Raw genomic sequence first — 21,114 nt, 5'->3', positions numbered from 1 at the left:
TTACGCTCCTGGGCCACAGTCAATACAATGCAACGGAGGTTGAGGCCCCATACCCATTTGTTGAAGGAGGTCGCGTAGACCACTTCGTAACCCCTCTTCAATAACTGGATGATAAAAAGGCATTTGAAGAATATCCGCAACACTCATTCGTAGTTGAATACACCAAGCTAGTAAATGTGCCAAGTGCTCGTGCTCCGGTCCAATCATCTCTGCACCTAACAGTTCGCCACTCTCAGAGTTTCCGTATAATCTCATTAAACCTTTATTGACTAACATTACTCGGCTTCTTCCCTGGTCTTCAAAGCTAACCTCTCCGATTGAAAAAGGAACAGATTGCGATGTAAGCTCGTTAAACGACTTTCCAACAACAGCTATTTGTGGAGATGTGAAAGCAATGCCTAGGGATGTTTTTCGCGCTCTTTTAAATACATTCGGAAAGCGCCCTGCGTTCTCTCCAGCAAGCCTTCCTTCATCTGCTGCTTCATGTAGTAGAGGAATGTCGTTATTAACGTCACCAGCCAAAAAGATGTGGCTATCACCACATTGCATAGATAAGCGATCGAAAACAGGAATGCCTAGATGGTCTAGGGTTAAGGTTGTATTTTCGATATCTAGTTTATCAATATTTGAACGGCGACCAGTAGCTGCAAGTAGATAATCAAAGTGCTCTGTAACTATTTCACTTTCAGCGTGACTCTGAAATGTAATGGCAACTTGCTCATTATGCTTTTCTATTCGACTTATCTTTGCATTCCCGTGAAACGGCAATTCTTTTCCAATTGTACTATAGGCGTATTGAGAAACTTTTGGGTCTGTCAGCGGGCCTGTAATATTGTCACGTCCGAAAATATGAACTCTAACGCCAAGCCTGTGGAGGGCTTGGCCTAACTCAAGACCTATTACGCCTGCGCCAAAAACTGCAATACTTTTGGGTAAGTCATTCCAATAAAAAACGTCATCGTTGGTTATTAGTCTATCTCCAGCAGCATCAAACATCTTTGGAACGTTTGGGCGAGAACCTACTGCAATAATAATTCGTTTGGCTTTAACTTGATCTCCGTTAGATAAGGCCAACGTGTTGTCGTCAATGAATGTTGCTTTAGCCATAATACGATGCTCGTCTCTAAAGCCGTCTACAGCCTCTTTTACAAAACCTACAAAACGATCTCGCTCATCTCTTACTCGCTGCAATAGTGCTTTTCCGTCAACCTTAGGGACATGTCCAAGAAGCCCAAATGCTGAAAATTTTTCTGCATTATGACGTGCTTCGGCGGGGGCAATAAGAAGCTTTGAAGGCATGCAGCCAACTCGGGCACACGTTGTACCGAATTGTTCTCCTTCGATAAGAAGAATGTTATCGGTGTATTTTAAAGCTTCTCGGTAGGCGCCCATTCCGGCGGTGCCGGCACCAATTATTGCTACATCTACTGAATAAACTCTTTTCATGGTGCTCCCTCTTTCTAGACTGAGTCTCGTTGGCGAGAATGTAATTTTGATATTTGAAGAATAAAGTAGTTTGGTTTGTTCTTAATTGTTTGTTTTAGGAATTTATTCTTGCTAAAACAGCAATAGTCATGTGAATGTTACAAGGCCCAGCAATTGGACAAATTACAAACGATAAAGGTATTCATTGAAGTTGCTAAGCAGCAAAGTTTCTCCGCAGCTGCTGAAGTACTAGGTATATCTGCTCCTGTCGCTACAAGAGCTGTTGCTGAGTTGGAGGGGCGATTAAGAGTTAAACTATTTAATCGAACCACTCGGTTAGTCCGACTGACTGAGTCAGGCACTCGCTTTTTTAATGATACCCAGCGTATTTTAGAAGACTTGGATGAAGCAGAGTCGCACGCTGCGGGGGTGTATGCAACGCCGTCTGGTACGCTAACATTAACTGCCCCTGTGATGTTTGGCCAAAAGCACATAATGCCAATAGTTAATGAATACCTAGGTATGTATGAGGAAGTTGGTGTAAAAGCCATGTTTTTCGACAGGTTGGGAAGTCTATTGGAAGAGGAGCTTGACGTTGCAATCCGAATTGGTCACCTCAAAGATTCTAGTTTGTACGCTGTTCAAGTAGGTAGCGTACGTAGGATCATTTGCGGGGCTCCTAGTTACTTTAAACGCAAAGGAATCCCTAAGTATCCCCAAGACTTGCTAGAACACGATTTGATTTTTTCTAATACTGTTGATAGCGGTTCAACTTGGCATTTTCAAAATCAGGGGCACAAAGAGTCGGTGAAGTTGTCTCCGAGATTAATGTGTAATCAAAATGCCGCAGCTGTAAGCACTGCTCTGAAAGGGTTTGGTATTACTAGACTTATGTCCTATCAAGTGGGTGAGGAGATAGAAAAAGGCACTTTGCAAAGTGTTTTAACAGGTTATGAAGAAGAACCTCTACCTGTTCACATCATTCATGTAGAAGGTCGCAGAGCAAATGCAAAAGTAAGAGCGTTCATTGATCTCGCGGTGGAGCGACTTAGAGAGAATCCTTATATTAATTCTCAAACCAAATAATCGATGGAAATTTGTTCAGGCTAGGTTAATTTAGCGTTATCTATCTTAATACAAACGCATTCAATGCCACTTGACATTGCATCTACTACCAACATTACACCTATTACAAAGGGACTTGGAATGAACGTTAAAAAAGTATCTTCACGTTTGCTATGTGCGGCAGCCGTATCGATTGCACTTACCAGCGCGGGCGCGTTCGCGCTAAATAATGACAGTATAAAAAATATAGATAGCACGAGTATTGAAATGCTTAATGCACGTTTTAAGCAAGGTGATTATGAGTACGTCATAGAAGCGCTTGAAGATGTGAAGGTGAAAACGCCCAAGCAATACAATATCCTTATTTCTGCGCTAATGAATATAGACCTAGATGACGCCGAAGAAGTGGCTGATGAATTTGTGAAAAATTACAGCAACGATTACCGTGCTTATCACACTCACGCGAATGTGATGGGAGCGCAAGCATCCAACAGTATTTTCTCTGCACTTGGCTATGCTAAAAAGGCCAAGCAGAGCTTGGAAACTGCTGTTACATTAGCACCTGATGAAGTCGGTGTATATCAAGCTCTCATGCAGTTTCACCTAATGGCCCCCTCTATTGCTGGGGGAGACATGGATGAAGCTGAAAAGCTTGCTGATAAAATAGCCACCCTCGATGCCCTTGAAGGGCAATTCGCAAAAGCGAAGTTTTACCTTCAAGATGATCAGGTAGACAAGGCCGTCGAAATATATGCCACCCTTGCTCAGCAAAATGAAGCAAAGATCCGCGCCAACCTTGAACTAGGTACGCACTATTTGACTGATGAGCGTTTTCAAAATGCCTTCGAAACCTTATCAGTTTTGTTGAATGAATCTGTAGAGACTGTGACAGATAAAGAGTCTGAGCAATGGGAAGCTTACGCTGAAAACAAAAGCAATTTGCTTTATGGCAAATACCGCATAGGGCTCCTTGCAGTGCAAAGCGGTGAATATACAGATAGCGGCATAGCTGCACTTGAGCAATATATTGAAGAGTACAATACCACAAGTATTGAAACTGCCCACTTGCCAAGTATGAATTGGGCTAACTTGCGTTTGGCCGAGCTTCGGTTAAATGCCAATGATGTTCAGCAAGCGAAAGCGACCTTGTCACAAATCAACGGTGAAGAAGACAAGCGGTTTGCCAAAATATTGAAAGGACTTAAAAAGCAAATAAAAAAGCGAGCTTAGGGCACACATCCTAAACCCGCTTTTTGTCGGGACAACAAAAATGTTTGGCTTGCTACATTACACCGCTTTGACCGTGTAAATCAGCGCGGTTTGAGGGAAGAGTACCGGCAGTTGCATACCGTATTTCATTAAGACTTCGCCAGAAAATACTTTCCCTTCAGTTTGCTGCAAAATTGAGGGAGTGTATTCTTTTAGCTTTTCGGGCCAAACGCGCTCAATGGTGTATTGCTTGTTAGCATCAAGCCCCGCAAAGTAGAAACGGTTTGGCGTGGTGCGTACGGTTTCTATAACGCTGTTATACGCAAAAATGCCTTCCTGCTTGTTCTTCGACACATAACCAAATTTCACGTTCATACCGTCATCGTCCATGCGGAATAGGTCGCCGCCGTGGGTAATATGACGATATTTCTTATAAAGCGAAATGGCGTCGGTTAGCACGCTTTGCTCGTGGTCTGTTAGTTCACGCGGGTCCATTTCTATACCCATATGGCCAAATAAGGCTACGGCAGAACGAATCTCAATAGGTAGGTTACGACCTGTAATATGGCAGTCACGCGGACCTACGTGGGCGCCCATTACTTCAGATGGGAAGAAGTAAGAGCAGCCGCGCTGAATATATAAGCGGTCTAGTGCATCGTTAGAATCCGACGTCCAGAAACGATCTGTGTGTGGCAAAATACCTAAATCTACACGGCCGCCGCCTGAACAACAGCTTTCTATCTCAATGCCTGGCTTCGCTGCCTTGACGCGGTCTATTAAGCTGTAAAGCGCAGCCATTTGACCATGCATCGCAGGTTTACCGTTAAGGTTGCCGGGGTGGTTTACGTCGCGGTTCATGTCCCATTTGATGTAGCTTATTTTTGGATAGGCTTTAAGTACATCAGTAATCACTTTATACAGGTACTCAACGACTTCTGGGTTGGTTAAATCTAGTACGTATTGGTTTCTAAATGGCACATGAGGGTTGTTTTCAGTTTGAAGTGCCCATTCAGGATGCGCGCGATATAAGTCGCTATCTGGGTTAACCATTTCTGGCTCAAACCAAATGCCGAATTCCATGCCAAGACCAGTAACATGGTCAATCAATCCATCTAATCCTTCAGGGTAGATGGCTTCATCTACAAACCAGTCACCAAGCCCAGCTTTGCGTTTCTGCGGCCTTTGAACCAACCATCGTCTAATACGAAGCGCTCAATACCTAGCGGCGCTACCTTGTCAGCCAAGGCTTTAAGCTCGTCCTCGTTATGATCGAAATAAATCCCTTCCCACGTGTTGTAGTGAACTGGACGAGGTTTAGACTCGGCGCTATGGTTTAGCACATTGCTGCGAATGAAGTTATGGAACTGTTGTGATAGCGAAGAGAAACCTTCGCAGCCGTAGCCTGTGTAAAGCACTGGTGATGTATAGCTTTCGCCAGCGTTAAGTACCACTTCACCAGGAAAGAGTAATTCACCGAATTGAACATAACTTCTGCCATCAGCCATGAGTTCGGCTCGAAGCTTATGATTTGCTGAAGCGCCAAGGTGGTAACCAAAGCACTCACCATTAAGTTCGCCTGTTCCATCTGGAAATGCAATTAAACCGGGAAAAGTATCGTGAGAAGTTTTGCCACGACGGTTTTCACGTACATAACTGCCAAAGAAGAGGTCGTGATCTTTAGTTTGGAATTCAGCAGACCAACGACCTTCGAATGTCTTAATTTTACTAACCGTTGTGGGAAGTGGAAGGCTAGCGGCATTCAGGTAATTGAGGTTCAGCACACTGCTGCCGGTGTTTTCTACACGAGAAACATATTTTACAACGCTGGTCGCGCTATCAAGCTCTACAGTTGTGATAAGACGCATGCCGCGATGCGCATCTTCAGCAACGAAGGCAACCGATTGAGCGTCTTGATTTATCTCTACTAAATTAAAACCTGCTGACCACTGGTCCGCATCACCGAAAACTTCAAGGCCTGGCTGTCCTGTCCAACCCTCACCATGAGTTGGCACTAAAGTAATGGGGGGCTCTATTACTGGTGCACACTTAGCTTCTTGGCGTGTGTTTAAAACGCTAAGCATTTCAGGCTTTGTGCTGTCACTTAATGGCGCACCATAGTAAATGACTTTTGGCATACGACCCTGACAGTCGAATATTAAGGTGACTTTTTCGTTCGACAGGCGTACGAATTGAGAAAGTGACGACATAAAAACCTCAGCGTTAATAAAACGTAAATTAGGTGGTGATACAAATTTTTTACAACGTAAGTAGTGTTTTCTTACGCCATAATTTCGCGTATTAAATCACGTTCGCTATACCTATTCTACAATTTTAGGGTAAACGTTTTACTTTCAATGGTAGTCTGCATTGCGAAGGAAATGAAGTCTGACCAATGGTTGTAAAATATAGACGATAATAATTGTTAAAAACAAAAAAGGATGTCAAAAGACATCCTTTTTCGACATGTTACTAATTTGTTAGGCTTCTTTTTTATAAAGCTCTAACGAAAACTCTGCCTTTTGGTTAAACACCACGCGATTCACAATAAGAGCAAAGGCGACACAGCTAATCAGAGTTGCGAACATCAGGTGTATGTAATGAAGTCCAAATGGTGCATACAGAGGTGAAGCTTCAAAGCTCATCAATGCGTAAATAGAAACGCCGAACAACACTGCACCAATGGCTGCGAATGCATGCACGTTCCTAAACAGTAAGCCAACAATGAATACCGAAAGAATCGGCATGCTTAATAAACCGTACAGCTTCTGGACCAAGTTAATAATACTATCAGCTTGTTGGTATACGGGGATTAGCGCAAGCGATACTAAGCACAATAAAATAGTAACGTAGCCGCTTAGCTTAGGTACGTCAGGTGTTTTGTTGATATAGCTTTCATGAATGTCGCACACGTAAAGTGCAGTAGCAGAGTTCAGGTTACTGTTAAACGTGGTTAACACCGCGGCTGCCATGGCCGCTGCGAATACGCCAGAAAGCCAATCGGGCAATACCGTTGCCACGATTTTTCCGTAAGCACTATCACCAATATCACCAAATAGCTTGTATGAGACGATACCTGGAATAACAATAATGGCAGGTACAATCAGCAAACGGATGCCGGCCGCAGCGAATACGCCTTTTTGCGCTTCTTTCAAAGAAGGTGCAGCCATTGCGCGCTGAGTAATAACTTGGTTAGTACCCCAGTAAAACATTTGGATAAAGATCATCCCAGTAAGTAAGGTATGCCAAGGGATTGGAGACTCATCATCGCCAATTAGCGTAAGTCGCTCTTGCGGGATGCCGTCAAAGTTATAGTCGATGGCTTGAAGCGCTAGAATTACCACCAAAACAGCCATGGTTAAAAGAAGCACGCCCGAATAGGTATCAGACACCGCTACTGCACGAAGACCACCGAAGATAGCGTAAAGGGCACCAACGATAACGAAGATAACTGCAATGTACATAAGCGGCAGTTCAACGTTAAACATAGACTGCATGAACAATGAACCCGAATAGATTACTGCTGGGCAAAATATTAAAGCACTGCCTGCGAAGAAGAGCGCACTAATAACTGCACGTATGTGCTTGTCGTGATAGCGCTGCTCTAGAAGTTCTGTTGTGGTTGTACACTTGAACTTGTAATACACAGGCAGAAATACTTTTGCCAGTACGAAAAGGCCTACAACGGCTGCTAGTTCCCATAGGGCTAACAAGGCCATTTGGTTACCGTTCATACCTACTAGCTGGTCGGTACTTAGGTTGGTGAGCGTGATACTACCTGCAACGAAATACCAAGCTAGACCTCCGCCTGCAAGAAAGTATTCGCGGTTTTGGTTTTGGTTTTGTGCATTTCTATTTTGGCCGCGGCAACTTAAATAGGTAAGAAAACCAATTAAAGCAGTCACAAAGACAAAAACAGACACCTGGATAGTGCTGGAAAACATGTTTTACTCCTAGAGAACAGTTATGACTTGCTGGTTTCGAACTTAATGTTGTTTACAGCGCGATCAGGGAATTTAGTGTTATGAAGACGAATAACGCGGTTCACTTGCAAAATAGAACCAAGAATATTGAAAAGCACGTTTAGCAGGCCCTTTTGATTCAAACTGGCCAGTTCTTCACCCGTAAGGTTTTGCAAGCGTTGTTCATTCACCGTAGCTAATCCGCCCACGCGCTGATTTGTGTTGTCTTTGTACTCTATAATCAAGTCAACAGTATGTATAAGCCCCATCTCGCTTATTTGATTCATCATTACAGCGGTTTGCTGCATGGCGGTAACGCGCTCATCTAGCAATTTCTTTTTGTTATCTAAGTACGCAGTAGGGCGCTTGGAAGGTAGAAAGAGTGCTTCACCGTTTTGAGAAGAAACAGCTGGTGAGTCGACATCAACTAAAACTTCTCGCTGCTGAACATCATTTCCCAATCGTACGATAAAAGGTAAGGTGCGAAGACTAAGCGGTGCATAGTGACCAAGCCATGTACCTTGTGTTTCAAACACATTTTCTTGGGGAGCTAGGCCGCACAGGGCCGAAATTGTCCAATACTGTGCTTCAGTAGATTTACTGAAAAACAGAGGGAAGTCGCTGGATGCTTGAACGGCTTCCTTTATCTCAATGTTGAGAAGATGAAATTTCGAATAAGTACTAGCAAGCTTGCTCTCATCAATAGTAAGAGCACTGTGGGTATCAGCCGATAAGGTTTCGAATGTTGGCATATTATAGTTCTCGTTAGCTTGCCAACCACTGCTCAATGTAGTCGCGGTGATTAGGTAAGCTGCTTAGTTTTTGCTGCGTGATTAGCTGATTTTGTTGAATTACTTTATCAGCTAGGTCACGTTCGTTGTAGAAATGAGACTGCAAAGAAAAGTCTGGAGAAAATCCCATTCCATATAGTACGTACTGATAGCTGGCGGCAGGAAAAAGCTCTATTGCCGCTGAAAAATCAGCAATTTGAGGGCCGCGATACTTCCAAATTTCCAAATCTTCTTTTAAAGAGTCGGGGATAGAAGCCGCATCGCGATTGGCAACCCAGTAAGGTTCACTGCGTTGATTGAAAATATAATGGAGTTTCAAGAAGTCGATAATGCGCTGCCAGCGATAGTTCATTTGCTTGTTAAAGCGCTGGCTAACGATAGGCATCGCTGACTCTGGCAGCGGCATTTGCTCTGCAATATAACGTGCTGAAATCTCAATAAGCATTAGGGCTGTTGCTTCTAATGGCTCTACAAACCCAGCGGAAAGACCCACGCCAATGCAGTTGCCTTTCCAAATACGCTTCTTGTAACCAGAGTTAAAGCGAATTGTGCGCGCTTTCAAATCACCGTGTTTGTCACCAACGTACTGACGCAATACTTCTTCCGCTCGTTCGTCGGTAGTAAAATCGGTGGAATAAACATGACCTACGCCTCTTCGAGAAGATAAACCAATATCCCAAATCCAGCCTGCTTCTTGTGCTGTTGCTTGGGTATAGGGCTTTATTTCGAAGTCTTCTTCGTGGGGTACATGAAGGGCAAGGGCAGAGTTATTGAATAGCACGTCGTCTGTGGAAATAACGCTTTCACCGAGGGTTTCGCCAAGTAATAGTGAGCGAAAACCAGAACAGTCGACAAATAAATCGGCATGTAAAACCATGCCGTTGTTAAGGGTAACGCTTTCGATATGTTCGTTTGAGGTTGCGGCTACGCTTTCTACAGTGGCGACAATGTGTTTAACGCCTAGCTCCGTTTTGCTGAAGTCTCGTAACATGTCAGCAAATGCGCCAGCATCTAAATGGTACGCATAGTTCGACTGTGCGCTGCTGTATTCTTGTTCGCTAAGCGTGCGAGGTGCCATATTGCGCTCACACACGTGCTGCTGAAAGTTAGTGGCGTTGGCAAAGTTTGCAATATCACCTACATAGGGGGCCATCTCAACACGTCCATAGCCTAGCGGAACGGTAAACGGGTGGTAATAAAAGTCACCGTCGCCATTTACCCAATTAACAAATTTACCGCCCTGCTTGAATGCAGCACTGCAGCGTCTGAATACTTCTTTTTCAGACAGGCCAATGTCTTTTAGCGTGTTGCGCATTGTTGGCCACGTACCTTCACCTACGCCGACAGTAGGAATGTCACTGGACTCGACCAAAGTGATGTCTAAGCCGCATTCACCCACTGCTACCTTGTGTTTAGCCGCGACGATAGCGGCTGTAAGCCAGCCAGCGGTGCCGCCACCAATAATGACGATACGCTGTTTTTGAGATGTATGAGATGAATGGTTCATGAAACAACACTGCTAAAATGAAATTATGACTGTTTTCTACATTTATCCATAAACGTACTCGTTATACCAATAGGTTTATGGATAAATGGCAGGGTTTTACCCCTGCCAAAACACACACAAATCTTAGAAAGAGCCTCGGATACCTACAGAGTAGCGGGCACCGTTGTCTTCAATTGAGTAAATTTGGTCTGGGAAGCGACCTACTTGCGTAAGCTCTTCTTCAGTCACGTTAATACCTTCAACAAACACCGTAAGGTGCTCGTTGATGTCGTAACTTGCACTTACATCCCACTGGCCATAGGTTTCAGTAGTAATTGGCTCGCCTGTCGCGCCACCAACTTCAGTGTTATCTAGTGCAAATAGGAACGACTCACGGTTGTTAAACGCTACACGTGCCTGGAACGCATCGCGCTCGTAGAACACGATAAGGTTTTGTGAATCACCAAGACCAGCTAGCGCAAACGTTTGGCTAGTATCACCAGATACTTCTGCATCGCTGTTTACTACCGTTGCGTTAGCGGTGATACCAAAGCCGTTATCCCATACGTGGGTAATCGCTACTTCGTAGCCATTAACTGTTGCTGTTTCGCCGTTTTGAGGACGAGTCACAGTATAAACTTCGCTTGCACCGTTAAGCTCTTCAGTTTCTGCAACCACGTCTAGCTCTGGATTAGTAGGATCTAAAACTTGGCCCGGAGCACATTTTGCTGCCGCACAGCGGAAGTCAGGACCTTGACGATCGGACAACCCATACGTTTCGTCCCCAGAAAGAGTGATGATGAAGTCTTCGACTTCTTTGCTAAATACTGCAAACGAGAACACAGAGTCATCGCTGTAGTACCACTCAAACGATAGATCCCAGTTTTCAGCGCTAAATGGCTTAAGGTCAGGGTTACCACCACTCGCTTGAAGGTTTTGACGGCGAGGCTCATTGAACGTTGTTGCCGGGGACATTTGAGACATTGTAGGGCGAGTCAAAGAGTCATAGCGAGAAAAACGCACAATCATGTCTTCTTGCACTTCTAGCTTAACGTTCAAACTAGGTAGTAGATTTGAATACGAAGAAGTACCTTGAATATTAATTTCGTCCTCAAATGCGTCATCGAATAACGTCAGATCGTCTGTAGGGAAAATGTCTCTAGGGAAAGCTTGCACGGCGTCTACAGAAACATTTGTTTCTTCATAACGGGCGCCAAAGTTCATAGTTAAAGGCATATCGCCAATGTCATAACCAAACTCAAACTGTGCATATAGCGCTGTCACTTCTTCGTCGATGTTGTAGCGGTTTGGCTGAAGTTCAGGTACAACTGGCGCACCTTGAGACGCAAGATAGTCTAGGTATGCATCACCATCGTACGTATACCAAGTATCAATTAGGCCGCTAAAGAAATTGTTTGCGGTAAATGGACGAATGTTAAGTTCATCGATTGGCGCTGCTGTACCATAACCACAGAATGCACATTGTGAAGCAAACTCTTGGAAAACGAACTTCTCACGCTCTGAACGTAAAATACCGAAATCTACTTTGCGGAATACGTCAGAGTCTGCAAGATATGTGAAATCCGCTTTGTATTCTGTTACTTCGTCTTCAGAAGCTTGGGTGTTGCCCAAATCGTTATAGTGAAGGCGGTTAAGCGAAATATCAGGTAATTGACCATTGCCGAAACCATCGTGAATTACAGTAGGTGTACCACCTGTGCTGTCAAACTCGTAGTTGTTGATAATACCTACAACGTTAAAGCGACCTTCGCCAGCAACGTCGTTTTCAGCTTCAGATGTTGAAACATCGAAGGTTGCTGAAAGGGCGTCAGTTACTTGCCAATCAACATTTAAGCCGAACCCTTTGTTAGTTACATCACGTACACCACGGGTTGATGAAACGAAGTCAGATGCTGGGTTACCGCTACCTTGGTGTAAGTCGATTTCCTGCGTAAATTGAACAGCTGTACCAAACTCAGAAATAGTGGCAGAACCTACGCGGTCTGGCTCAAACCATGATGCTAGGTCGGTTACTTGTGAATCCACTTCAAATTTCGATACGAAACCGTCTAAAGTAATGGTTACATCATCAGATGGTGCGAACTGCGCAACAAGTGATGCGTTAGTACGGGTTCTGTCTTGTTGGTCAACAACTTGGTCCCAGTTACGAGGTAGATAAACATTAGATTCTAAAACTCCGTCATTTCTATTCGAAAGTGTTAGACCTGGACGCCACCCCGCCGTTTGAATACGGTTAATTTGAACTTGACGCTCTTGATGAGATACCGCAAGTAGCAAACCAAATTTATCGTCAGCGAATGTGTTGCTAACTAAGAAAGAAGCTTGTGGAGACGTTTCTTCAGAAAGAGTTTCATAAACACCCTTCACGCTTCCTACCGCCTGGAAACCGTCATAGTCGAACGGACGAGCAGTTGATACGTTGATGGTAGAGCCGATGCCACCCGATTGAAGGTTGGCAACGCCACTTTTGTAGATACTTGCGCCAGTGATTTGGTCGGCAGCGAGTACATCGAAATTAAATGCACGGCCAGCGTCGTCAGTAGCGAGCTGACGACCGTTTACAAGTACAGTGTTAAACTGTGGGCCGAAACCACGTACCGTAACTTTTTGACCTTCACCACCGTTACGGTCAATAGAGACACCAGTGATACGCTGAAGTGATTCAGCAACGTTTAGATCTGGGAATTTACCTAAATCTTCCGCTGCGATACCGTCTGAAACAGCGAGGTTTTCTTTCTTATCAGACATTGCTCTTTTCAAGCTGCTTACAATGCCGCGAACTTCAATAACTTCAACAGGTGCATCGTTTACACTTTGAGTGTCAGCATCTTGAGAAAATGCTACTGGTGCGTGTAGGGCAGAGGCGATTGCAACACCTAAAAGTGAGCGTTTCGCAATTGGGCCTAACTGTGATGTGTTAATTTTATGTGTCACTGTGTTTTCTCCGTGAGTAGGCTACGTTTTAACGTACTTTGCACTTAAATTACGTTGTTTAGTATGTGCGGATCAAGCTTATTAACATTACTTTTACACATTTAACGTTATATTTTCTCGATTATTATTTGTAACTTTATGAAAAATATAGCATTTCTATTTTAAGGTAAAAGGTGAAACGTTTACCTTAAATGTAATACTAGCACAAAATGATAATGTAATTACAATGTTATAAAATTTTTTTTGTATAAAAAAAGTGCTGAATATAACCGCACTTTATTAACAATAAGAAAAATAAGAGAAAATTAGCTACAGCGGATACGGTCCACAGCGGCTTTCCAACCATCATAGGCCTGATCACGCTCTTGCTTTGATAGTCTTGGGGTGAAAACGCTATCACTTCTCCAGCACTGAGTTAAATCATCAATACTGCTAAACACGCCTGCTTGTAATCCGGCAAGGAAGGCTGCGCCTAACGCAGTTGTTTCGGTAATTTCAGGTCGCTCTACTTCAGCACCCAATATATCTGACAAAAAGCCCATAACCCAGTCGTTACGCGACATACCGCCGTCTACACGTATATTCGTAGGGCGAGCTCCGTCGCTTTCCATCGCTTTTTGAAGGTCTTTGGTTTGATAGCAAACCGATTGCAGGCCTGCGGCAACGATTTCGCTTATTCCTGTATCACGGGTAAGGCCTAAAATGGCGCCTCGAGCATCTGGGTCCCAATAAGGCGCGCCTAAGCCGGTAAATGCGGGAACTAAAAATACACCGTTATCTTCTCTAGCGCGCTGTGCTAAAGCTTCAGATTCTGCAGCATCATCAATAAGCTTTAATCCATCGCGAAGCCACTGCACGGTGGCGCCAGCCATAAAGATGCTGCCTTCAAGGGCGTAGGTTGTTTTACCATCAAGGCGATAACCCACGGTTGTAAGCAAGCGGTTCTTTGACTGAAGAGGGGCGTCGCCGGTGTTAAGGATCATAAAGCATCCGGTTCCGTACGTACTTTTCGCCATGCCTTTTTCAAAACACGCCTGACCCACAAGTGCTGCTTGCTGATCGCCTGCAACACCCTGAATAGGGATAGCTTTTCCGATGATGTCTTCCTTAATTATCCCGAAATCCGCGGCACAGTCCATAACTTCCGGCAGCATTGAAGCTGGGATGTTAAATTTATTAAGGAGCTTTTCATCCCAACACTGATTATGGATATTAAACAACATGGTTCTAGACGCATTTGTGGCATCAGTTTTATGTGATTCACCGCCCGTTAAGCGCCAAATCAAATACGTATCGACAGTACCAAACAGAAGCTCGCCGTTTTCTGCCTTTTCTCGGGCACCTTCCACGTTATCTAGTATCCATGCGACTTTCGTTGCCGAGAAGTAAGGGTCAAGTAAAAGCCCTGTCGACTCTGTTATGTACGAAACGAATTCTTCGTCTTCGCTAAAATCTCTGCAATATTGCGCTGTACGTCTGTCTTGCCAAACGATTGCAGGGTAGACAGGCTTTCCTGACTGTTTATCCCAAACTAGCGTGGTTTCGCGCTGATTTGTGATCCCAATAGCAGCAATGTCAGACGGGGTTACGTTACACTTGTCAAAAACTTCTTTCAGGGTAGCGACAACGCTTTCCCAAATTTCTTCCGGGTCGTGTTCAACCCAGCCATCTTTAGGGTACTTTTGAGAAAACTCCTGTTGAGCGATGGCCTCTATACTGCCTTTTGCAGAGAAAATAATGCTGCGAGAGCTTGTTGTGCCTTGATCAATGGCAAGAATGTGTTGTCCCATAAGGTCACTCCTGAAGATAATTTTCATAGAGTTTGCATCATTTACAGGTGTTTAACAATGCCATATTTTCGAAAACGAACATTTGCTTTTCGTTTTGTTATGGGAACATTGAAGTTAAGCACGTATAATTGATGTAATTTTCTAATTCTGAGGACTCGCGATGAATCAAACGCAAAGACACGAAAAAATTGTTGGGCTTATAAAGCTACATGGTTTTATGTCTATTGATGATTTGGTCAGTGCTTGCGAAGTTACGCCGCAAACAATCCGTCGAGACCTTAACCAGCTAGCTGAAAATGGTGTGGTTAGCCGCTATCATGGTGGTGCTGGCCTTAACAGAAGTTGGGAAAACACGCCATATCAGGAAAGGAAAACCCAAAACAGCGAAGTCAAAGAGAAAATTGCTGAAGCAGTGGCTGCAATGATCCCTGACGGCGCATCGTTGTTCATTAATATCGGTACGACGACGGAAATGATTGCAACTAAGTTGCTCAACCACAAAAATCTTCACGTGGTAACCAACAATATTCACGTTGCTACCATTCTTTCGGCTAAAGAGGATTTCTCCGTCATTATTGCTGCCGGTGAAGTTCGCTATCGCGATGGCGGAATTATTGGCGAGGCGACCTGCGATTTTATAAGTCAGTTCCGCATGGATTACGGCATTATCGGTATCAGTGGTATTAGTTCGGACGGTGCACTACTTGACTTTGATTTCAGAGAAGTGAAAGTGTCCCAAGCCATTTTGGAACATACTCAACACGTTATATTAGCTGCGGACTACAGTAAGTTTGAACGCCGCGCAATGGTGGAGCAGGGGCACATTTCACAGGTTGATTGCTTGGTTTGTGATAAAACGCCGCCGCCCAGCATAAGCAAGATAATCGAAGAAAATAACATCACCTTTGTCAAAGCGTGACCATCTATTCACCATAGTTTTCCACTACTCTTAAACCTGTTCTCGGTTTTGGTCGCATTCTACTTTTTGGCAGCCTTCTTTAAACATTACGCACTGTTGCCGCAAGCGCTCTTACACACCACGTATTTTTCAATATAAATCAGTGAAATATTGCTGCGATTGGATTTGTTCATTCCTTTTAACTGCGAATTTTAACTTTCTTTAATGTTCGTAAATGTTCGTTTTGTGTTGACATGTTTTCTTTTTGCTTGTCAAATAGACAACCATATGAGGATATCCATATAAATACCACTAGAGGCAATGTATGAGTCAAAGCAATCAAACTGAACAGACAGTCGACGTTTTAGTCGTTGGCGGCGGTGTTAACGGCGTAGGCGTCGCGCTTGACGCTGCGGGACGCGGGCTTTCGGTTGCTTTGTGCGAGAAAGGCGACCTCGCAGGCGCAACGTCTTCTTCTAGCAGCAAATTGATTCATGGTGGGCTTAGGTATTTAGAACATTATGAATTTCGCTTAGTGAAGGAAGCGCTGGCAGAACGTGAAGTGTTGTTGAAGAAAGCGCCTCACATCATGTGGCCGTTACGATTTCGTTTGCCTCACCAAAAGCATTTACGCCCTGCGTGGATGATACGAATTGGTTTATTCCTCTATGACTCGCTGGCTAAGCGCAATATGTTACCGCGCTCACGTAAGCTAACGACCACCAGTGAAAGCCCGCTGGTTAGCGATATTTCAACGTGTTTTGAATACTCAGATGGTTGGGTAGATGACGCACGCTTAGTGGTACTAAATGCGCTAGCTGCCCAAGATCAGGGGGCGAAGGTATATACGCGTACTGAATGCGTTAAAGCTGAAAAGTTAGATAATTTGTGGAATGTGGAGCTTAAAACGTCTCAAGGGAAAACGTTTACAGTTAAAGCCAAATCAATTGTTAATGCGGCTGGGCCGTGGGCAGTATCGTTTCTAGATCGCTTGGTAAATATTCACAACCCCAATGCGATGCGTATGGTAAAGGGAAGTCACTTTGTCGTTCCTAAACTATATAACTCTGATGAAGCGTACATTCTGCAAAATAAAGACGGGCGTATTGTTTTTGTGATCCCTTACGAAGGTGATTTCTCACTTGTGGGCACAACAGACGAAGACTTTAAAGGTAATCCGTCTGACGCTGCAATTTCAAACGAAGAGACTGATTACTTAATTGATGTCGTAAACAACTACTTCAAGTCCAAGATAACACGCGAAGATATAGTCCATACTTACAGTGGCGTGCGCCCACTCTTAGAAGAGAAAAACGCGTCAGCACAAGAACTTACTCGGGACTATAAAGTAGAGCTTAAGGGTGAGGCTGGAAAGCCCGTATTACTGAATATCTTCGGCGGCAAGATTACAACCTATCGAAAGCTTTCAGAGCACGCGGTAGATAAACTTGTCTCATGTTTCCCGAAAGCGAAAAAAGCGTGGACCAAAGAAGTACCGCTACCAGGTGGTGCATTTGAGAGTCAAGAATCGCTAGTTGCTCAACTAACTTCCGAGTTTTCTTGGCTGGACAGCGCTATCGCTGAACGCTACGCAAGACAGTATGGCTTACTATGTTATAAGTTTCTTAAAGGTAAAGTGTCAGTAGATGCTATGGGGACTCATTTCGGGGCTGGTATGTATCAGGCAGAAGTTGATTACCTTATAGAGTGCGAGTGGGCTTGTTGTCTAGAAGACGTGATTTGGCGCAGAACAAAACATGGATTACGCTTGGACAAAGCCCAACAGGAAGTGCTGTCCTCTTATATCTCAACGAAAGTTTCTGGCGCAGTTCAATCGGATGAGTCTGTGGATGCTGTATTGGCAAGCGCCTAACCCGTGAAAAGGTACGCATTAGAAGGAGCCATCTTTGCTTGAAAAGCGATAAGGTGGCTCAATCGCCATTGATTAGCTAGCCCAACAGGATAAAGTAGACGACTCAAAATGAACATGGACGTGACAAACAATACTTCAGTCAAGGAAGTCGTACTTATTAGACACGGTAAGCCTCTCTCGGCGCATAATGACAAAGTAAACGCAGCTCAATATGCTCAGTGGGTGCGTAACTATGATAAATCGATACTCGATCCAACAAGTCACCCAAAGCTGAAGACCCATATCGACGACAGCTACATTGTGGTTAGCCCGTTACTAAGGGCTAAATTGTCTGCGGCTTATTACGGCGCGACTCAAATTGATGAAGAGTTGCCCTATCTTAAAGAAATGGATATTCCTTACTACAAACTTCCGTTCACCTTGCGCAGTTGGCACTGGGTCGTCTTAAGCCGTGCATTATGGTTTATAGGATTTAAAGGTCGATTTGAAAGTTTCAAAGCTGCCAAGCAAAGGGTTAATCTTGTTTCCGAGCGTATTGAAAAACTGTGTGAGAAACACGAGCGGATAGTGCTATTCGGGCATGGTATGACTAACTATTACACCCGAAAATCACTCATAAAAAATGGCTGGCAATTAAAGCAAAAAGACGGTGATTTTTGGGGAATTACGATATTGCACAGGCCGTTGCCATAATGCTGAGTCTTCGTTTTTAACCAGAAATTCTTAAGGTTTATTTATACCTACTTCATTTTTTCTTCAAAATGTCGATAAAATAGAACAATGCCTAACAAGCGCTAACGACTTGAACAAAGGCATGGGGAATCGACAATGAATAAAACCAACAAAAAGAAACCTTCCACGTCTAATGTTTTTAAGGCGGCTATTGCAGCTATTTTTGCAATTACCCTTGGCGTTACTATCAACTTTCTTCATACCGACGAGCAAGACACCACAACAATCGCATTTGCACTAAACCTAGATACGTTTAAGCGTCACGTCGTCTCGTCTCACTGGCAATGGCGAGTACGCCAACCCACTACTATGATAATGCTGATTCACTACAATGAGTCGGGCAAAGAAACGAACCGTACTCCGGTGCGAATGAATCACAACGGATGGCCGACCGCTGAGCTTTCTAGTGAAGGGTGTGAAAAAATATGGACGTCGCTAGTGGCGACACCACTGCGCGTGGACGGCTTTAAGATCCATGCCGACTATTACGCTGAACTTGAAGAGAACGAAGACAACTATTGGTGTCGCTTCAGCTTGAGCAGCGGCGCGTATTTCGACTATTTTCCTGCAAACGGAACAGTAACAAATTTAAGCGATTAAACTGGCCACATAAACGAACACGCACAATATAAGCCTATACTTATGTAGGTATTTGTTCTATTTAGATAATTAGTCTACTTTTGAGTTAATGCCATGTTACTCATTGGCGCCATAAGGTATTGTCGATTATAAGATAATACTCGGCATTAACGAATTAAGTAGATATATGCTTTCACGCTTATTTTCTTCGAAAAGTAACAAAACTAGCGTCACTGTAGGCGTATCGGTCTGTGCTTCTGAGCTACATATTGTGGCTATAGAGCGCAGTGGCGACGCTGTTTCACTTAATTCTGTTTCTTCAATTCCCTATGATCAGCATCAGCCTCTCAAGCAACAGCTATCGGCGGCGTTAAGCCCGTTTGCTAAGTCGACATGTAATGTTTCTATAGTGCTTTCACAGGATATGTACCACATGGTACAGGTTGATAAGCCAGAAATGGCAGAAGAGGACATTACAACGGCGTTACCGTGGACTCTTGGAGAGCTGGTTCCCTATGACTCCAGTAACATGGTTTTAGACTATGTCGATTACCCGGTTAAAAGTCGAACTGGCGGCCAAAAGATAGATGTATTCGCTGCCGAAAAGTCCCCACTTGCTGCCGTCGCAGCGAGCATGGCAAAAAAGAAAGACAAGCAGCTTACTCATATTCACACCAAAGAAGTGTTAGCAACTGAAATGGTGCCAAATGATGACTATGCGCGACTACTCATCATCCAAGAGCCCAACAGTGAACCGTTTTTAATGATAGTGCGCTCTCAGGCTATCTGGTTGGCACGTCGCTTACGTGGATTTGTAAGCAAAGTTAATGAGCAAACAGACCTGTCACAGCTAAGTGATACATTGGGATTAGAAATTCAGCGCTCAATGGATTTCTATGAGTCGCAACTTAAGCAGCCGCCTTTAAAAGAAATTCTGTTTAAAACTCAATTTGACTGCGTGCCAGTGATCGAACGGCTGAAGCCGTTTCAGCCCGCTGCTATGAATGTCTTTACTCCACAGCTTAATTTAGCCGATGTAGTTGAACCTGCCTGCCACTTTGCGTTAGCAAGTGCACTTGTTGCAGCGAGAGAGGTGGCATGAAAAGAACGATAAACCTCTATCAGGACTCCCTAAAACCAAAGAAAGAGCGGTTACCATTCTCGAAGGTACTTTGGCTTAATGGCGCGGCAATTGTTGTCATGTTGGTAGTGGTAATCGCGCTCAATATTACGTTGGGGGCGAAGCAGAAAAAGTTAAATGAAATAACAAACGCAATTAGCCAATTGAATGGCGAAATTAAAACCTTAAGCGCTGCACTCGAGAAGAAACGAGACACCCAGTCGCTTCAGCAACAGCTTGAAAAGGTGAACGCCAAAATTGACAACCGAAAACGTCTGTTGGCGTATCTCGATAGCGGAGAGTTGTCATTTGACGCAACAAAGTACGGCGAGGTGATGGACGACTTGGCTAATTTCCACAATCAGAACCTATGGCTGACGAGTATTGATATCGATACACAAACCATTCGCTTGTCAGGCCAAACCTTGGCGCCTTCATCTATACCAGTGTGGCTTAAAAAGTTGCAGCAGTCTCCGTTTTTCCAAGGTAAGTCATTTTCTTCAGTGCAGTTTGATGAAGTAGACGGCAAAGAAAACGTGAAACAATTCTTGATATCCACAGATTTTGAAGGAGACGCTGATGAATCAGTACCAGCAGCTCTCTGAGAAATTCTCCGCTCTTGAAAGCAGAGAAAAACAGCTAATTACATGGGTGAGTTTTGGTCTCATTATCTATCTATTCTTCTGGTTCGGTGTTTCGCCTGCACTTGATGACTTGTCTGCAACCGATAAAGCAGTCATCAGAAAGGAGAGCGAGCACAAAGCATTGGTCATTCAAAGAGATGCTATTCAAGAAGCGCTAACCATCGATTATACAAAGCGCACGCAGCTAGAACTCGATAAGGCCAGAAAAGACCTACTATCAATTGATGAGGCACTACTTTCACTTAATGAAGGGTTTGTCGCAGCCGATCGAATGCCTGAGCTGCTTATGACGCTTCTAAACGAAGAAGACAACGTACGTTTAGTGAATTTTAAGGTCGAGCCTACCGAAACAGTACGCTTTGGTGACGGTGAGTCTCAAAGCACACCGTTTTACCGTCATAACATGCGCTTAATTATTGAGGGAAGTTACTTTGACCTGCGTAGCTACCTAGCGCGCCTTCAAGCCGCCCCTGAAAAAGTCGTAGTAACAGATTTTGCTTACAACGTTGAAGCTTACCCAAGTGCCACGTTAGCGCTGGGGTTAGCAACGGTAAGCAATAATGAAACCTTTATCTCGCTGTAAGGAGA

General features: G+C 44.1%; 16 protein-coding genes and 1 pseudogene. 9 read left to right on the top strand and 8 right to left on the bottom strand.

Features of this window, described 5'->3' with window-relative positions; translation table 11 throughout:
• Complete coding sequence (locus KUL49_RS12640) at positions 1-1,446, bottom strand: dihydrolipoyl dehydrogenase (RefSeq protein WP_131137500.1); 1,446 nt, start codon at positions 1,444-1,446, stop codon at positions 1-3.
• Between the two features lie 153 nt (positions 1,447-1,599).
• Here KUL49_RS12640 and KUL49_RS12635 point away from each other — a divergent pair, with 153 nt between their 5' ends.
• Positions 1,600-2,511 (top strand): LysR family transcriptional regulator, encoded by a 912-nt coding sequence (locus KUL49_RS12635; protein ID WP_131137499.1) that lies wholly within the window; start codon positions 1,600-1,602, stop codon positions 2,509-2,511.
• 120 nt (positions 2,512-2,631) lie between these two features.
• Positions 2,632-3,720 (top strand): lipopolysaccharide assembly protein LapB, encoded by a 1,089-nt coding sequence (locus KUL49_RS12630; protein WP_131137498.1) that lies wholly within the window; start codon positions 2,632-2,634, stop codon positions 3,718-3,720.
• A gap of 57 nt (positions 3,721-3,777) precedes the next feature.
• Here the strand turns inward: KUL49_RS12630 and KUL49_RS21195 are convergent, their stop codons facing one another.
• The 7 genes and pseudogenes from KUL49_RS21195 to glpK form a co-directional block, all read right to left on the bottom strand.
• Entirely contained in the window at positions 3,778-4,074 is a 297-nt protein-coding gene (locus KUL49_RS21195; protein WP_242633827.1) for a GH36 C-terminal domain-containing protein, read from the bottom strand.
• Between the two features lie 96 nt (positions 4,075-4,170).
• A pseudogene (locus KUL49_RS12625) lies at positions 4,171-5,780 on the bottom strand (alpha-galactosidase); the annotation flags it as partial.
• Between the two features lie 396 nt (positions 5,781-6,176).
• Positions 6,177-7,640: an SLC5 family protein gene (locus KUL49_RS12620; protein WP_131137497.1), complete on the bottom strand. Its 1,464-nt coding sequence runs from the start codon at positions 7,638-7,640 to the stop codon at positions 6,177-6,179.
• A gap of 20 nt (positions 7,641-7,660) precedes the next feature.
• A complete protein-coding gene (locus KUL49_RS12615) occupies positions 7,661-8,410 on the bottom strand; it encodes a SapC family protein (RefSeq protein WP_131137496.1) in 750 nt (249 codons plus the stop codon).
• Between the two features lie 13 nt (positions 8,411-8,423).
• Positions 8,424-9,956 carry a tryptophan halogenase family protein gene (locus KUL49_RS12610; RefSeq protein WP_131137495.1) on the bottom strand — a complete coding sequence of 511 codons (1,533 nt, stop codon included), beginning with the start codon at positions 9,954-9,956 and terminating at the stop codon, positions 8,424-8,426.
• A gap of 123 nt (positions 9,957-10,079) precedes the next feature.
• On the bottom strand, positions 10,080-12,890 hold the full coding sequence (locus tag KUL49_RS12605) for a TonB-dependent receptor (RefSeq protein WP_242633825.1): 2,811 nt from the start codon (positions 12,888-12,890) through the stop codon (positions 10,080-10,082).
• Positions 12,891-13,195: 305 nt separating this feature from the next.
• The gene (glpK, locus tag KUL49_RS12600) at positions 13,196-14,680 is read right to left on the bottom strand and encodes a glycerol kinase GlpK (protein WP_131137494.1); all 1,485 of its coding nucleotides are present in this window, start codon (positions 14,678-14,680) and stop codon (positions 13,196-13,198) included.
• Between the two features lie 160 nt (positions 14,681-14,840).
• Between glpK and KUL49_RS12595 the strand changes: the two genes are divergently transcribed.
• From KUL49_RS12595 to KUL49_RS12565, 7 genes are all read left to right on the top strand, one after another.
• The gene (locus KUL49_RS12595) at positions 14,841-15,599 is read left to right on the top strand and encodes a DeoR/GlpR family transcriptional regulator (RefSeq protein ID WP_014947888.1); all 759 of its coding nucleotides are present in this window, start codon (positions 14,841-14,843) and stop codon (positions 15,597-15,599) included.
• 304 nt (positions 15,600-15,903) lie between these two features.
• Positions 15,904-17,451: a glycerol-3-phosphate dehydrogenase gene (gene glpD, locus KUL49_RS12590; RefSeq protein WP_131137493.1), complete on the top strand. Its 1,548-nt coding sequence runs from the start codon at positions 15,904-15,906 to the stop codon at positions 17,449-17,451.
• Between the two features lie 108 nt (positions 17,452-17,559).
• The gene (locus KUL49_RS12585) at positions 17,560-18,144 is read left to right on the top strand and encodes a histidine phosphatase family protein (protein WP_131137492.1); all 585 of its coding nucleotides are present in this window, start codon (positions 17,560-17,562) and stop codon (positions 18,142-18,144) included.
• A gap of 135 nt (positions 18,145-18,279) precedes the next feature.
• Positions 18,280-18,783, top strand: coding sequence for a hypothetical protein (locus tag KUL49_RS12580; RefSeq protein ID WP_014947891.1), 504 nt, complete (start codon positions 18,280-18,282; stop codon positions 18,781-18,783).
• Positions 18,784-18,949: 166 nt separating this feature from the next.
• Complete coding sequence (locus KUL49_RS12575; protein WP_039225880.1) at positions 18,950-19,864, top strand: hypothetical protein; 915 nt, start codon at positions 18,950-18,952, stop codon at positions 19,862-19,864.
• Positions 19,861-20,487 carry a PilN domain-containing protein gene (locus tag KUL49_RS12570; RefSeq protein WP_131137491.1) on the top strand — a complete coding sequence of 209 codons (627 nt, stop codon included), beginning with the start codon at positions 19,861-19,863 and terminating at the stop codon, positions 20,485-20,487. The genes KUL49_RS12575 and KUL49_RS12570 overlap by 4 nt, the downstream gene beginning before the upstream one ends.
• The gene (locus tag KUL49_RS12565; RefSeq protein WP_014947894.1) at positions 20,462-21,109 is read left to right on the top strand and encodes an agglutinin biogenesis protein MshJ; all 648 of its coding nucleotides are present in this window, start codon (positions 20,462-20,464) and stop codon (positions 21,107-21,109) included. The genes KUL49_RS12570 and KUL49_RS12565 overlap by 26 nt, the downstream gene beginning before the upstream one ends.
• The last annotated feature ends 5 nt before the right edge of the window (positions 21,110-21,114 follow it).

It is taken from the genome of Alteromonas sp. KUL17 (genome assembly GCF_006538305.1).
GTDB classification, from domain to species: Bacteria; Pseudomonadota; Gammaproteobacteria; order Enterobacterales; family Alteromonadaceae; genus Alteromonas; species Alteromonas macleodii.
Note: the sequence above shows the minus strand (reverse complement) of the source record. Positions and strands in the feature narration are given on the sequence as shown.

Bases quoted from the DNA above. Each gene is read 5' to 3' on its own strand.
- KUL49_RS12630 (WP_131137498.1), top strand. From the start codon at position 2,632: ATGAACGTTAAAAAAGTATCTTCACGTTTGCTATGTGCGGCAGCCGTA.
- glpK (WP_131137494.1), bottom strand. From the start codon at position 14,680: ATGGGACAACACATTCTTGCCATTGATCAAGGCACAACAAGCTCTCGC.
- KUL49_RS12565 (WP_014947894.1), top strand. From the start codon at position 20,462: ATGAATCAGTACCAGCAGCTCTCTGAGAAATTCTCCGCTCTTGAAAGC.
- KUL49_RS12575 (WP_039225880.1), top strand. From the start codon at position 18,950: ATGCTTTCACGCTTATTTTCTTCGAAAAGTAACAAAACTAGCGTCACT.
- KUL49_RS12620 (WP_131137497.1), bottom strand. From the start codon at position 7,640: ATGTTTTCCAGCACTATCCAGGTGTCTGTTTTTGTCTTTGTGACTGCT.
- KUL49_RS12615 (WP_131137496.1), bottom strand. From the start codon at position 8,410: ATGCCAACATTCGAAACCTTATCGGCTGATACCCACAGTGCTCTTACT.
- KUL49_RS21195 (WP_242633827.1), bottom strand. From the start codon at position 4,074: ATGAACGTGAAATTTGGTTATGTGTCGAAGAACAAGCAGGAAGGCATT.
- KUL49_RS12640 (WP_131137500.1), bottom strand. From the start codon at position 1,446: ATGAAAAGAGTTTATTCAGTAGATGTAGCAATAATTGGTGCCGGCACC.
- KUL49_RS12580 (WP_014947891.1), top strand. From the start codon at position 18,280: ATGAATAAAACCAACAAAAAGAAACCTTCCACGTCTAATGTTTTTAAG.
- KUL49_RS12570 (WP_131137491.1), top strand. From the start codon at position 19,861: ATGAAAAGAACGATAAACCTCTATCAGGACTCCCTAAAACCAAAGAAA.
- KUL49_RS12585 (WP_131137492.1), top strand. From the start codon at position 17,560: ATGAACATGGACGTGACAAACAATACTTCAGTCAAGGAAGTCGTACTT.
- glpD (WP_131137493.1), top strand. From the start codon at position 15,904: ATGAGTCAAAGCAATCAAACTGAACAGACAGTCGACGTTTTAGTCGTT.
- KUL49_RS12595 (WP_014947888.1), top strand. From the start codon at position 14,841: ATGAATCAAACGCAAAGACACGAAAAAATTGTTGGGCTTATAAAGCTA.
- KUL49_RS12610 (WP_131137495.1), bottom strand. From the start codon at position 9,956: ATGAACCATTCATCTCATACATCTCAAAAACAGCGTATCGTCATTATT.